Source organism: Veillonella parvula (assembly GCF_032472435.1).
GTDB lineage: Bacteria > Bacillota > Negativicutes > Veillonellales > Veillonellaceae > Veillonella > Veillonella parvula_N.
In genome coordinates this window covers 26387-41564 of the sequence record NZ_JAWEGM010000005.1, presented here as the reverse complement: position 1 = coordinate 41564, position 15178 = coordinate 26387, and the positions used below count along the sequence as shown (strand labels likewise).

Sequence of the window (15178 nt, the reverse complement as noted above, 5' to 3'; positions counted from 1 at the left end):
GGGATTATGTTGCGAAAAGGATGGTTCCGGTGGCTAATTCCGGGTCTAAATATAAAACGTTGGCTTGCCCTATTTAGTTGTGGTGTAGGTCTTTTAATTATTGGCATTTCCTTGATGTTTAACTATCAATGGCTTGCGGTTCTTGAAGATATTGTACTTGCCTTTTCTTATAATATGACGGGCTTTTACAATTATAATGTACTCATTGCTGTAGGGGCTGTAGTATTATCGATTGGCGCTGTATTAATGCTCATAGGTACAAGTAAAGTTATAAAAACGATTATTCGTGCGGTACTACCTAATCCTGACAGCAAGGTATCAGATATTATCTTTCAAAATATCCGACTCGATAAGGGCCCTAAAATTGTAGTAATCGGTGGGGGTACAGGCTTATCAAATTTATTGCGTGGTTTGAAATCACATACATCAAACCTATCTGCGATTGTAACAGTTGCTGATGATGGAGGTTCTTCTGGCCGCTTGCGAGAAGATTTTCAAATGATAGCACCTGGTGATTTGCGAAACTGTTTAGTATCACTAGCTGAACAAGAAGGGGTAATGGAGAACTTATTCCGTTACCGCTTCGAAGGGGAAAATGAGCTTTCTGGACACAGCTTTGGTAATCTCTTTATCACTGCGCTTGCTCAAGTTTACGATGGAGATATTGAAGAAGCTCTTGAAGCGGCTAGTAAATTGTTGCGTGTCCGTGGTCGTGTAATTCCTTCCTCTACAGAGTTCATTAAATTGCGTGCAGAGATGACAGATGGCACTATTGTAGAAGGTGAAAGTAATATACCACACTCGGGTAAACGGATTCGTCATATCTATAGTGATCCAGCATTGCCTAAGCCAGAGGGGGCTGCATTACGTGCCATTGATGAAGCCGATGTGATTATTTTAGGTCCTGGTAGTTTATATACAAGCATTATCCCAAATTTACTAACTGATAAGTTGGCCTCTCATGTACGTGCCAGTAAGGCTAATAAAATCTATATTGCTAATGTTATGACACAACCGGGTGAAACCACAGGCTACACATTAAATGACCATGTAGAGGCTTTAATTGCTCATGGCGGAGAAGGAATTATAGATACTGTTCTTGCCAATGATGGGCCGTTGCCAATTCAAATGGTTGAACAATATAGTGCTGTAGGATCTGAACCATTGGTATTAGATACTAAAAAGTTACAAGCCAAAGGAATCCGCACTATACGAGCTACCTTAATTAACCCTCAAAAACCAGCTGTTCACGATCCTGAACGGTTAGGTAAAGTTATTATGGATATCATTCATGCTATGCAATCTAACACTGAACCGCATATCTTAGAATATTATCTTCAACGAGATGATCATTAATGAGAAGGGATGCCCATGTCATTTGCAGAAGATGTAAAAAATGAATTATGCCAATATGAAGCCTCTAGTGATGCGGATGTGGCCATGAAAATTGAAGCGTCTTGCTTATTGCGTATGGGCGGATCTATCATTTTGGGGATGAAAGGTGCCGTTGGCATTCGTTTGGCTACGGCTAATAATGCAGTAGCTCGTCGGTTGCTTGGTATTTTGAAAAAGCAATACGAATTACCTACAAATGTATTAGTACGACAAGGTTTAAACCTGCGTAAAAAAAATATGTATACGCTCTCTGTGGAACCTTCTATAGAGGGGAGACAGGCTTTAGAGGATCTCGCTTTATGGCCTGTAACCGAACAAATCCCTCGCAGTTGGCTCAAATCAATGGAAGCACGACGTGCCTTTTTAAGGGGAGCTTTTTTAGGGGGAGGCTCTGTTAATAAACCACAAAGTGATTATCATCTTGAGTTTATGACGGGAAACGAGACCTTTGCAAGGGAAATTATCCATGTACTACGGCTCTTTCATATTCATGCGGGCTTAACGGAGCGGAAGGAAGAGTATGTAGTATATCTTAAAGAAGGGGATGCAGTAACAAACTGTTTGCAAATCATGGGGGCTCAATCGGCGCTTATGGAATTTGAAAATGTGCGGATTATGAAAACCGTACGGAATCAAATTAATCGTCAAGTCAACTGTGAGACTGCAAATTTACAGAAGGTTGTGGATGCAGCAGTTCGTCAGGTAAAAGCAATCCGTATTATTGATAGAGAAATCGGTATTGAAGAATTACCTGAAAAGTTGCGCGTCGTTGCAAGACTTCGGTGGGAGAATCCTGAAGCGAGTTTAAAAGAGCTTGAAGAGTTGATGGAGGGGAAACTATCTAAATCTGGAATTGGCCATCGACTAAAGAAGATTGAAGCATTAGCACTTACGTATGACCCGTTGGGGCTCGAAGAAGTATAGAGGTAATAATATATGTTTTCCTATAAATCAAGATATTGTGTAGCTGCGGCTATGGCCGCCATGGCTGCCCTTACAGGCCATGTAGAAGCTCGTGATATAGATTTACAATCAATTGGATATTTTCAGTTTTCTCCGTTGCCACCATCGTTGGTGTCTCAAACGGATACATTGCTCCTATCGGATAGTCCTGAATATGTAGGCCCCGTAGGAGGTACGTTAAGTGCAGGTACAATTAATGGCAATGGTCGTATCTATTTCTATCATGTAAATGAAATGGATTTACCTCACAAGATTGCTATCGTCTTAGAAAACCAAACGGCTTATCCAACTTCAGTACATGTCATGAGACAATTAAAATCTGTAGCTACACCTGATTATTTTGCAGCAGGTCGTGATTTGTCTCGAAAGGATTTGGAGCAACCTCTTAATGAAAGTCCAGATGCAAGACCATTATATACTCTTAGCATCCCACCACAAGGGCGCCAATTAATCTTTAGTGACTTAGAAAATACACCGGTAAATCGAGATGCATTATTTACGGGTATTGTAGATATTAAAACAGAAGGGCCTATATTTGCGCGTGTCATGATGTTGCCTATGGGGATGGACCCTGTAGATGCATCACATTGGGTGAAAAACCTTCCTATTGATGAAATACAATTACGCGGTACTTATACTGGTGCTAAGCGTAATATGGAGGTTACTACACCATTCGATACCTCTTTAGGTGGTGCCTTTGTAGAAATTGGTAATGACCGAGAAGATACGTTTATTAATGGTGTAGACGAAATGCAAAATAAAGCATTTGTTCGAGATCGTGGTAACTATGGCGTATCGTATACGTTAAAAATTCCTACAAAGGGGAATGAACCGTTTAGACTGTATTTTAACCCTCTTGGGGGACCTTATTCTGGTTCCTTTACGGTAAAAACATTGCATCAACAAGGTGCTAGAAGGGGGCAGACAGATACACGGACTTACCACATTGGTGGTGCAGATGGTATTTCCGCATTAGGGGAAGGTACTATATTAGATAGCCGTCTTTTAGGGAACTATAATGCGGGCGATTTATTAACATTAAACTTTATGCCAGCTGGTGCATCGAATTTGCCAATTCGTTTCTTGTTGATTCCTGAATCTCTTGCAAATCCACAAAAACATCAAACTATTGCTGTTAATGTACCAAAAGATGTTAAAGATATTTTAGGGAACCCAACTCAAGGGGGAACACAAATACCTGTAGGACCTGTAGGTGGTAAAGATGGAGATAAAGGGTCCGTAGATACTAAAAAATCTACTGTTGAAAGTCCAGCTAAACGGGCAGAAACAATTGCTCATGAAGAAACTAAAAAGTTAAGCGATAAAGCTGCAGCAGATGTAAAAAAAGAAGCACAACTTAAAAAGGCAAAAGATGAGAAAGAAGCATTAGCTCGTAAAAAAGCTGAAGAGGCTCGACTAGCTGCAGAAAAAGCCGAAATGTTGCGAAAGGCTGCAGAAGCCAAGCATGCTGAAATTGAGCGCAAGATGGCTGAAAAAGCCGAAGCAGAGCGTAAAGCAGAGGAAGCTCGCAAGGCGGAAGCGGCTCGTAAAGCTGAAATGGCACGTATCGAGGCAGCGAGAAAAGCGGAAGCAGATCGGCTAGAGGCGGCTCGTAAAGCAGAAGAAGCTCGACTAGCAGCGGAAGCAAAACGTCTTGAAGAAGAACGTAGAATTGAAGCTGCTCGTATTGAGGCCGCACGCAAAGCGGAGGAAGAAAGAAAAGCGGCCGAAGCTAAGGCACGCTTTGAAGCGCAAAGAGCAGCAGAAAAAGCTGCTTTAGAGGCCAAAAAGGCCGAAGAGGAACGCTTGGCTGCTGAGGCTAGAGCTCGTTTAGAAGCACAACGTAAAGCCGAGCAGGAAGCATTGGAAGCAAGACGTGCCGAAGAAGCTCGTAAAGCAGCAGAAGCGAAAGCTGCTTTAGAAGCACAACGTGCTGCTGAGCAAGCCGCTCTTGAAGCGAAGCGTCAAGAAGATGCTCGTAGAGCGGCAGAGGCTAAGGCTGCTTTGGAAGCACAACAAATGGAAGCAGCAAGAAAAGCAGAAGAGGCTCGTCGGGCAGAGGAAGCGCGTAGAGCAGAAGAAGCTCGAATTGAAGCGGAACGTAAAGCTGAGGCCGCTCGCGTAGCAGCAGAAGCAAAACGAGCAGAGGAAGCACGCAAAGCTGAAGCTGCGAGAATTGAAGCGGCGCGTAAAGCTGAACAAGCTCGTTTAGAAACAGAAGCACGTAGAGCAGAAGAAGCTCGAAAAGCAGAAGCAGCTAGACTTGAGGCACAACGTAGAGCTGAACAGGAACGACTCGAAGCAGCGCGCCGTGCTGAAGAAGCTCGCATTGCTGCAGAGGCTAAACGTGCCGAAGAAGTGCGTAGAGCTGAAGAAGCTCGTCGCATAGAAGAAGCAAGACGTGCCGAAGAGGCTCGTAAAGCAGAGGCGGCTCGCATAGCGGCGGAAGCTCGTAAGGCAGAGCAAGAGCGACTTGCTGCAGAACGAGCTGAAGCAGAACGTCAAGCAGCCGAGGCACGACGCCTTGCTGAGGAACGATATAAAGCGCAACTAGAGGCAGAACGTAAAGCTGAAGCTGCCCGTCAACAAGCGTTGGCTCAAGCTGAAATAGAGCGTAAAGCAAAAGAGCGTGCTGAAGCGATTCAACGTGTTCGAGATCAACAAGAAAGCGCTCGTCGTCGTGCAGAACTTGCCCGTCAACAACTTGAAGCCGAACGTAAGGCTGCTCAAGCATCTAAGAGGACTCCTTCCTTCAGTGAACTTGATGATATTCATGGGGATACATCAAATGTAACTATTCCAAATGCTGTATCCATTGATGAGTTGACTAAACCTAGACCGACTGCATCTCAAAATACACGTCGTCGTGAGCAACGTCAACCTCAATTGTCGCCAAATCAGCAATATGTGCAGATAAATCCTGTAGCGAATGAGCCGCAACAAGATCAAATGCCATATACTCCACAAAATGAACAGCAAAATGATGAAGAAAACCCACCAAGATTATATCCATTAGGTTAAGACCCTTAATTTCTAAAAAAGAAATTTTAGATTAAAGTTTAAGATATAGAAGTGGATTAATAGCTGTTTAAATATAGAGAGGACAAGCAATTTTATATGCTTGTCCTCTTTTTAAAATACATATGAATTTTGTGTTTTACATTGACTTTCAAAGGTGGATTCAGTACAATAAATAAAGAAATGCATATATGGTACGAGAGACCATTGCATAATACAATACCTTTTAATTTAGTCCAGAGAGGCTGAGAAAGGAATATAGTTGAAGTGCCCATAGGGGCTTCTTTGTGCAAACTATTTGACCTTTTGCCCTGGGCAAAAGGTCTTTTTTGTTACGTGAGTTAGGAGGAAATCATGGGACAAGTTAGCCTAAAAGGCAAAGATTTATTGGGTTTGCAAAATGTGTCACCTGAAGAAATCAAATTGATTTTAGATGTGGCAAAGAAAATGAAGAAAATCGTTCTTTCTGATGACAAGAAGGTTCCACTATTAAAGGGGAAATCCATTATCAACCTTTTTATGGAACCAAGTACTCGTACTCGTAGTTCCTTTGAGTTAGCCGGAAAATATTTAGGGGCTGACGTAATCAATCTTTCTCCTAGTGGTTCTTCCATGGGTAAAGGTGAAAGCTTCCGCGATACATTGTTAACAATGTCCTACATGGGCACAGATGCTATCGTAATGCGCCACAGCGCAGAAGGTGCACCTTTATACGCTACGAAAGCCGTAGATCCTATCATCATTAATGCAGGTGATGGTGCTCATGAGCATCCAACACAAGCTTTACTAGATATGTACTCTATTTTAGAGAAAAAAGAATCCATAGAAGGCTTAAAAGTCGTTATCATTGGCGATATAATGCATAGCCGTGTAGCACGCTCCAACATCTATGGACTTACAAAAATGGGGGCTGATGTACATCTAGCTGGTCCTCGCACAATGGTATATCCAGAACTTGAAAAATTAGGTGTTACCGTACACCATGATATTCGTGAAGCAGTTGCTGATGCAGATGTGGTAAACGTACTTCGTATTCAATTAGAACGCATTCACTCTGCACTATATCCTACAAATAGAGAATATGCACGCATCTTTGGTATCAATAATGAAGTATTGAAACTAGCTAAAGATGATGCAATGGTAATGCATCCAGGTCCAATGAACCGCGGCCTTGAAATCGCACCAGATGTGGCGTATTCTGATCAATCAGTAATTCAAGAACAAGTGCGTAATGGCGTAGCTATACGTATGGCTATATTGTACTTAACTATTATCGGAGGTGACGGTAGTGAGCTTGCTTATTAAAAATGGTACGGTAGTAAATCCGGCGAAAAAACAAAACGAAGTAGCAGACATTCTCGTAAAAGATGGTAAAATTGCAGCCATCGGTCAAAACTTAAATGCTGAAGGTGCTGAAATATATGATGCAACAGGTCTTATTGTAGCACCAGGCCTTATCGATATTCACACACATTTGCGTGAGCCAGGTCAAGAAGCGAAAGAAGATTTCCACTCCGGTACACAAGCCGCTGCTGCAGGTGGTTTCACACGTGTTGTAACTATGGCTAATACAAATCCTGTGGTAGATAATGCTGCGCTCGTAAGAGGGTTGCAAAAGCAAGCCGAACTTACTGGTGTTGTTAAGGTAGAATTTATTGGTGCTGTATCAAAAGGTCTTGAAGGTAAGGAACTTGCTGAAATGGGGGATATGGCAGAAGCTGGTGTAGTAGCTTTCTCCGATGATGGCCACTATGTAGAAAATGCTGCATTTATGCGTCGTGCTTTAGAATACTCGTCCATGTTTAATAAGATGGTTATCGACCATGCAGAAGATATTACATTGACTAAAAATGGCCATATGCATGAAGGTATTGTTTCTTATGAATTAGGTGTTATTGGTCGCCCTGCAGTAGCTGAAGATTTGGCTGTTGCTCGTGATATCTTGTTATCTGAAATGACAGGTGGTCATATCCATATTGCTCACGTAAGTAGTAAAAATACTGTAGATATGGTGCGCCGTGCGAAGGCTAAAGGCCTTAATGTAACCTGTGAAGTTACAAGCCAACATTTGTCTTTCACAGATGAATACCTACGCGAATATAATCCAGCATTTAAAATGGCTCCTCCAATTCGCTCAGAAGATCATCGCCAAGCATTATTAGAAGGCTTGAAAGATGGCACAATCGATGCGATTATTACAGACCATGCACCACATGCATACGAAGAAAAAGACCATGAATTCTGCTGTGCACCAAATGGTTTCAGTGGCCTCGAAACATCTTTGGCAGCGGTTATTACAAATGCATATGGTCCTGATAAACTTAGTATTGATCAAGTTGTGTACTATATGAGTACTCGACCAGCTGAGTTGATGCACCTTGATGCAGGTGTTCTTGAAGTTGGTAAGCCAGCGGATATTACTGTATTCTCTACAACTGAAAAGTGGACAGTAGATAGAAATAAATTTCATACAAAAGGTAAAGTTAGTCCATTTGATGGTATGACTGTTACAGGTAAAGCTAAACTGACAGTAGTTGATGGCAAAATTGTTATGAAGGAGGGCGTAGTCTTATAATGAAAGGCAAGTTAGTTCTTGAAGATGGTTCCGTGTTTGAAGGTTCCTTATTAGGTGGCGCCCCAACGGTAGGTGAAGTTGTATTTAACACAGGTATGACCGGGTATCAAGAAATCTTGACTGACCCATCCTATGCGGATCAAATTATTACATTAACCTATCCTTTAATTGGTAATTATGGTACTTTAAATTCTATCACTCAAGGTCCTAAGCCATATTGTAAAGGTTTTATTGTAGGTGAACTGTGTGACTTTCCATCTAACTGGCAAAATGAGGGGTTATTTAGTGAGTATCTTCGTTTGCACGGCATCCCTTGCCTTTATGATGTAGATACACGTGCGATTACACGTGTTCTTCGTAACCATGGTGTAATGAAGGGCGTACTCGTACGCTCTGATTACCCTATGGAGGATATTCAAAAATTGTTTAAACAAGACTTGCCAACAGATCAAGTTATGCGTGTAACTACAAAATGGCAAGGTATGCGTGGCGATAAAAATGCTGAATTCCACGTAGCGGTAATGGATTATGGTGTAAAGGAAAATATCCTTCGCTCTCTAGAAGCTGCAGGCTGTCGTCTTACTGTATTTCCTGCAGATGCTAAGGCTGAAGATGTGTTGGCAGCAAATCCAGATGGTATTTTTTTATCTAATGGCCCTGGAGACCCTCAAGATCTTGGCTATGCAGTAGAAGAAGTAAAGAAAATGTTTGGTAAGAAACCAATCTTTGGCATCTGTATGGGGCATCAAGTATTGGCACAAGCTTATGGTGGCACCACATTCAAATTGAAATTTGGTCACCGTGGTTCTAACCATCCTGTACAAGATTTACGTACTGGCCGGGTATATATTACATCTCAAAACCATGGTTATGCGGTAGATGATACTTCTTTGCCAGATTTCGTAGAAATTACACATCGTAGTGTAAATGATGGTACCGTAGAAGGTATGCGTCATAAAGAATTGCCAATCTTCTCCGTACAATACCATCCAGAAGCATCCCCAGGACCTACTGATAACCTATATTTATTTGACGAATTTGAAGACTTAATGAGAAAGGGAAAATAATATGACCTCAGAAGCAAAAAAAGTACTTGTAATTGGTTCTGGTCCAATTATTATCGGTCAAGCTGCAGAGTTTGATTATGCTGGTACACAAGCATGCCGTTCCCTTCGAGAAGAGGGTTATAAAGTAGTATTAGTTAACTCCAACCCTGCTACTATTATGACTGATACAGATATTGCAGACCGCGTATATGTAGAACCGATTAGTCTTGAATTCGTAACAGAAGTTATAAAAAAAGAACGTCCTTGGGGCTTGTTGGCTACATTAGGTGGTCAAGTAGGTCTTAATATGGCGGTACAATTGTCTGAAGCTGGCGTATTAGAAGAATATGGTGTAAAACTTCTTGGTACAACTCTTGAAGCCATTAAACAAGCCGAAGACCGTGAACTCTTCAAAGAAGCGATGAAGGAAATCAACCAACCGGTTCCTGAATCCGATATCTTTAACGATCTTGAAGAAGCAGTAGCCTTTGCTAATCGTATTGGGTATCCTATTATCATCCGTCCTGCATATACATTAGGCGGTACTGGTGGAGGTATTGCCCATAATGAAGATGAAATGTATGAAATCACACGTCGTGGTTTGAAACTTTCACCAATTCACCAAATTCTAGCAGAACGTTCCGTTGCAGGCTGGAAAGAGATTGAATACGAAGTAATGCGCGATAGTGCAGATAACTGCATCATCGTATGTAATATGGAAAATATTGACCCTGTTGGTGTGCATACTGGGGATTCTATCGTTGTGGCACCAAGTCAAACCTTGAACGATATTCAATACCAAATGCTGCGTACCGCATCTGTAGAGATTATCCGTTATTTAAAAATCGAAGGCGGTTGTAACGTACAATACGCTTTGAATCCAAATAGCAACGAATATATTGTTATCGAAGTAAACCCTCGCGTATCTCGTTCCTCTGCATTGGCATCTAAAGCAACTGGGTACCCAATTGCGAAGGTAGCAGCAAAAATTGCAGTAGGCATGACATTGGATCAAATTACAAATGCTGTAACCGGTGAAACTAAAGCATGCTTTGAGCCGACTCTTGACTATGTAGTAACTAAGTTTCCACGCTGGCCTTTTGAAAAATTCAATTTGGCAGATCGTACCTTGGGCACACAAATGAAAGCCACTGGCGAAGTTATGGCTATCGACCGTTCTTTGGAAGGCTCCTTACTTAAAGCAATTCGTTCCTTGGAAATTGGTTTAGACCATATTGAGCTTAAGAAAATCGCTCATGAGTCTATGGAACAATTGATCGAACGTTTACATTTAGTAGATGATGAACGTATCTATGTTGTAGCAGAAGCACTTCGCAAGGGAATCAGTGTAGAAAAAATCCACTATATTACAAAAATTGATACATTCTTTATTGAAAAAATTAAAAACATTGTTACTGTGGAAAAAGCATTGGCTGAGCAAGGTTTAACAGAGGATGTATTGCGCAAAGCAAAACGTTATTCCTTCACTGATTCTGTTATCGCTCGTTATGCTAATACAACTGTAGAAGATGTTCGTGCAAAACGTAAAGAATGGAATATTCTTCCAACATATAAATACGTAGATACTTGCGCAGCTGAATTTGAATCTAAAACACCTTATTACTACAGTGCGTATGCACAAGAGGATGAGGTTCGTCCATTAGGCGATAAATCCGTAGTGGTACTTGGTTCCGGTCCAATCCGTATCGGTCAAGGGGTAGAGTTCGATTACTGTTCCGTACATTCCTCTTGGGCCCTTCGTAAAGCGGGTTACCAATCTATTATGATTAATAACAACCCAGAAACAGTGTCTACTGACTTTGATATTTCTGACTCTTTATACTTTGAGCCATTGACTGTGGACGATGTAATGGAAATCATCAATAAAGAACAGCCAGCTGGCGTCATTGCTCAATTTGGTGGTCAAACGGCTATCAATTTGGCAGGCCCATTGGCAGAACGTGGCGTCAAAATCCTCGGTACATCCGTAGATAGCATTGATATGGCGGAAGACCGTGAACGCTTTGATGAATTGTTGGCGAAACTTGGTATTCCTCGCCCAGTAGGTGCTCTGGTAACCTCTGATGAAGAAGCACAAGAAGCAGCTAAAAAGTTGAAATACCCGTTAATCGTTCGCCCTTCTTATGTATTGGGCGGTCGTGCGATGGAAATCGTATACAACGATAAAGAGCTTGATGTATACATGAAGGAAGCCGTAGTAGCATCTAAGGAGCATCCTGTTCTTATCGACCGTTACATGGTTGGTATGGAGGTAGAGGTTGACGCTATTTCTGACGGTACCGATGTATGTATCCCTGGTATTATGGAACAAATCGAACGCGCCGGTGTTCACTCTGGTGACTCCATGGCCGTTTATCCAGCTCAACATTTGAGCCAAGAATTGATTGATCAAATCGTAGATTATACACGTCGTATTGCGGTAGGTCTCAATGTTAAAGGTGTTCTAAATATTCAGTATATCGTGGCTGACGGTGAGCTTAATGTTATCGAAGTTAACCCTCGTTCTAGCCGTACTGTACCATTCATTTCTAAGGTTACAGGTATCAATATGGTAGAATGTGCAACACGCATTGCCCTTGGTGAAAGCTTAAAAGACTTAGGCTTACCACTTGGTCTTGTACCTAATAAACCATATGTAGCTGTAAAAGCACCTGTATTCTCCTTCTCTAAAATGGGTCTTGTAGAAATCGCTCTTGGACCTGAAATGAAATCTACTGGTGAGGTTATGGGGATTGGTCGCACATATTCTGAAGCTTTATTCAAAGCTATCAATGGTGCCAACATGCGTATCCCAGAGGATGGTACAATCCTTATGACTGTTGCAGACCGCGATAAAGAGGAGGCTAGTCAATTAGCAAAAGGCTTTATTGATTTGGGCTATCATATTGAAGCGACAGGTGGTACTGGTAAATACTTCAAAGAACATGGCGTTGACTGCAAAATAGTTAACAAAATCTCTGAAGGTGATGATAACTGTGCTGACCACATTCGTCAAGACAAAGTCGATCTTGTACTTAATACATTGACTGCAGGGAAACGACCTGAACGCGAAGGATTCCAATTGCGCCGTCTTGCTGTAGAAATGGGTACACCATGCTTAACAAGTCTCGATACAGCACGGGAAGTATTGCGTGTTGTGGCGAATCGTAAAGATGATGCGAACTACACTGTAGAAGCATTACAAGATTTTGAATTGGAGTAAAACCATGAGTGGCTATGTAGAACAGGGCGAAGTCGTTCGCAATGAGCAAATAGGCTCTGATGTGTGGGTTATGGATATTCACGCACCAAAACAGGCAGCAGAAGCAAAGATAGGACAGTTTTGTAATGTTCGCGTAGCGGACTCTACGGCGCCATTATTGCGCCGTCCTATTAGCTATGCTGGATTTGATGCCCGAAAGGGTACGATTACCCTTTTGTATCGCGTCGTAGGCAAGGGGACTAAAATTATGACACGTCTCGTGCCTGGTGATACATTAGATTGTTTGGGACCTTTGGGCGAACCGTTTGTAACATCTAATAATATGCTTCTCGTTGGCGGTGGCGTTGGTATTGCACCGATGCTATGTATCGCCTCTCATTTGCAAAAAGGTGAAGAAGCACAAGTTATTCTTGGTTTTAGAAATGAAAGTGAAACCTTCTGGGCTGATTTATTTAAAGATACGCCTGTTCAAGTCCACATCACTACTGATGATGGTAGCGTAGGTACAAAAGGCTTCCCTACAGCAATTATGCCTGATCTAATTAATGCTAATTCGTTTACTTCTGTTATGACTTGTGGTCCTATGCCTATGATGAAAGGCGTAGCACAAGTGGCTAAAGAACTCGATGTGCCATGCCAAGTATCTTTAGAAGAGCGCATGGGATGTGGTACGGGCGGTTGCTTAGGTTGCGCTTGTGATGGTGCCGGTGGCAAACGTTATAAAGTTTGTAAAGATGGTCCTGTATTCCCAGCTGAGGAGGTGTTCTTTTAATGAGTGAACGCGATTTAAATAACACCGTTACGCCTAATCCAAAGCTCGCCATCGATTACTGCGGGATTAAGATGAAAAATCCTATTATCGCTGCATCTGGTACCTTTGGTAATGGCCCTGAGTATGCTGGTTATTTAGACCTTAGTAATGAAGTAGGTGCTATTTCTGTAAAAGGCTTAACACCTAAAGGTCGTCATGGGAATCCTGGCACTCGCATTGCAGAAACACCATCTGGCGTATTGAACTGCATTGGCCTTGAAAATCCTGGGGCTGAACATTTTGTTAGGGAAATTCTACCGGATCTTGAGAAATATGATGTACCATTGCTAGCGAATATGTCTGCTGGTACGGTAGAGGAATTTGCGTGGATGGCAGAAACACTATCTGTAGATGGTATTGCAGGCCTTGAAGTTAATGTATCTTGCCCAAATGTAGAATGTGAAGGAATGGCTTTTGGTGTAGACTCAAAGGTCGTTGAAGCGGTAACTAAAGCGGTTCGTAAGGTAACGGATAAACCTGTTATCGTTAAGCTTTCACCAAATGTAACAGACATTGTAGAAATCGCAAAGGCTGTTGAGGCCGGTGGTGGCAATGGAGTAAGTCTCATTAATACCTTGTTGGGCATGGCTATAGATATTCACCGTCGTAAACCTGTATTGGGGAATATTTATGGTGGATTATCTGGCCCAGCCGTAAAGCCCGTGGCTCTTCGCATGGTTCATCAAGTTTATAAAGGGGTAACTATTCCTATTATTGGTCTTGGTGGTATCATGACTGGCACAGATGCTATCGAATTTATGATGGCAGGGGCGCAAGCCGTTCAAGTTGGTACAGCTACGATGGTAGATCCAACAGCAATTTCACGTATTGCCCGTGAAATGAGCGAATATGTAGAACAATATAATCTTAACAGCATCACTGATATTGTAGGTGCTGTTCATCAAGCTTAATAAAATCATATCTACGGTGAACTTAAGCAACCATAAGCATTGCCGTAATGTAAGATCTGATACAAAAAGACCTAGTACAAATTGTACTAGGTCTTTTCTTATGTATTGTATTGGCATCTATAATCAAATAGGTACCAATCATATGAGCTGTTAATGTCATAGTATGGTAATAGTATGTACAAATATGATTATACATAGGCTTTGTAAAAGTCAATAAATTGCTGTGCTACTGGGGAAAGTGCATGTCCTTTAAGTGTGATAAAAGCTTTTTTGAAATCCCCCGAGAATTCTGGCAATTTGATGCGGGCCATTTTGCGATGATTAATAAGTTCCTTAGCGTCCATTGGGACTAAAGAAACTGTACGACCAGAAGAGGCCCACTCAATAGCTGAGCTTTTTGTTGTAGTTATAGCTACCGCATTAAGTTGCTCCATATCTGTTAAGCTAGACTGCATAATCATTCGAACAGAGCCACCAGAAAGGGATAGAGGACATTTTTTTATGTCTTCCCACGTGATGGTATCATGCTCACGATCTGTCCAGAATACATCACGACGGAAAATAGCGTATAAATGCTCTTCTTGGGTAAGCAGGATATCGAATTTATCGACATCTACCATTTGAATATTGGCGATACCTAATTCGGCGCTACCGTTGATGAGTTGGGTCACTACATTTGTCATAAGTCCTTCATAAATTTCAAAATGGACAGATGGATATTTCATGGAAAAAGCTGGTAAATATTGCTGTACGATTGGCGTTGAACGAGATGCAGACGTCGCAATACGTAAAGTACCTTCAATGCGTGAATTCAATTGTTGTACAGCATTATATGTAGATTCTTCAATAGAGCAGAGTTGTTGCGCTTTTTCGTAGAAGATTTTACCAGCATCTGTTAATTGCAAGTTTGATCCTCGTTGGCCGCGTTTAATGTTGATTAATTGAGCCCCAAATTCAGCCTCTAAATATTTCAACTGCTTACTTAACGCTGGTTGTGTAATATGAAGAATCTCTGCGGCCTGTGTCATATTGCCCGTTTGAACAAGGGTAATAAAATTGTGGTAGTAAGATGTATCCATAGAATCTCCCTATTATACACATAATATGATAAATAAAAATTATAACGAACTAAGTAACGGTCATTTCACATTTAATAAAATGCTATATATACTAAATTCAACAAAGTAATAGAAAGTAAATTGAGTTTTAAATTATCTTTCTATACTTATCACAAAT

The 15178-nt window shown here is 41.5% G+C and carries 10 protein-coding genes; 9 read left to right on the top strand and 1 reads right to left on the bottom strand.

The annotated features are described in order from the left end of the window. The first annotated feature begins 6 nt into the window (after positions 1–6). The 9 genes from E7A03_RS07645 to E7A03_RS07605 all read left to right on the top strand — a co-directional run bounded on the left by E7A03_RS07645 (position 7) and on the right by E7A03_RS07605 (position 13942). Entirely contained in the window at positions 7–1356 is a 1350-nt protein-coding gene (locus E7A03_RS07645; protein WP_119563317.1) for a gluconeogenesis factor YvcK family protein, read from the top strand. 15 nt (positions 1357–1371) lie between these two features. Beyond that, positions 1372–2319 carry a DNA-binding protein WhiA gene (gene whiA, locus E7A03_RS07640; RefSeq protein ID WP_316059736.1) on the top strand — a complete coding sequence of 316 codons (948 nt, stop codon included), beginning with the start codon at positions 1372–1374 and terminating at the stop codon, positions 2317–2319. A 12-nt stretch (positions 2320–2331) separates the two neighbouring features. Continuing rightward, positions 2332–5379 (top strand): ATPase, encoded by a 3048-nt coding sequence (locus E7A03_RS07635; RefSeq protein WP_316073964.1) that lies wholly within the window; start codon positions 2332–2334, stop codon positions 5377–5379. A 351-nt stretch (positions 5380–5730) separates the two neighbouring features. Next, entirely contained in the window at positions 5731–6681 is a 951-nt protein-coding gene (locus tag E7A03_RS07630) for an aspartate carbamoyltransferase catalytic subunit (RefSeq protein ID WP_316073963.1), read from the top strand. Beyond that, complete coding sequence (locus E7A03_RS07625; protein WP_077708259.1) at positions 6665–7951, top strand: dihydroorotase; 1287 nt, start codon at positions 6665–6667, stop codon at positions 7949–7951. The genes E7A03_RS07630 and E7A03_RS07625 overlap by 17 nt, the downstream gene beginning before the upstream one ends. Next, on the top strand, positions 7951–9018 hold the full coding sequence (gene carA, locus E7A03_RS07620) for a glutamine-hydrolyzing carbamoyl-phosphate synthase small subunit (RefSeq protein ID WP_008715755.1): 1068 nt from the start codon (positions 7951–7953) through the stop codon (positions 9016–9018). The genes E7A03_RS07625 and carA overlap by 1 nt, the downstream gene beginning before the upstream one ends. 1 nt (position 9019) lies before the next feature. After that, positions 9020–12220 (top strand): carbamoyl-phosphate synthase large subunit, encoded by a 3201-nt coding sequence (gene carB, locus E7A03_RS07615; protein WP_077708261.1) that lies wholly within the window; start codon positions 9020–9022, stop codon positions 12218–12220. 4 nt (positions 12221–12224) lie between these two features. Beyond that, a complete protein-coding gene (locus E7A03_RS07610) occupies positions 12225–12992 on the top strand; it encodes a dihydroorotate dehydrogenase electron transfer subunit (RefSeq protein WP_077708263.1) in 768 nt (255 codons plus the stop codon). Continuing rightward, on the top strand, positions 12992–13942 hold the full coding sequence (locus E7A03_RS07605; RefSeq protein WP_077708266.1) for a dihydroorotate dehydrogenase: 951 nt from the start codon (positions 12992–12994) through the stop codon (positions 13940–13942). Before E7A03_RS07610 ends, E7A03_RS07605 begins: the two co-directional genes overlap by 1 nt. Positions 13943–14130: 188 nt before the next feature. On the opposite strand, the gene E7A03_RS07600 is transcribed toward E7A03_RS07605, so the two are convergent. Next, positions 14131–15021: a LysR family transcriptional regulator gene (locus E7A03_RS07600; RefSeq protein WP_012864095.1), complete on the bottom strand. Its 891-nt coding sequence runs from the start codon at positions 15019–15021 to the stop codon at positions 14131–14133. Positions 15022–15178 lie beyond the last annotated feature (157 nt).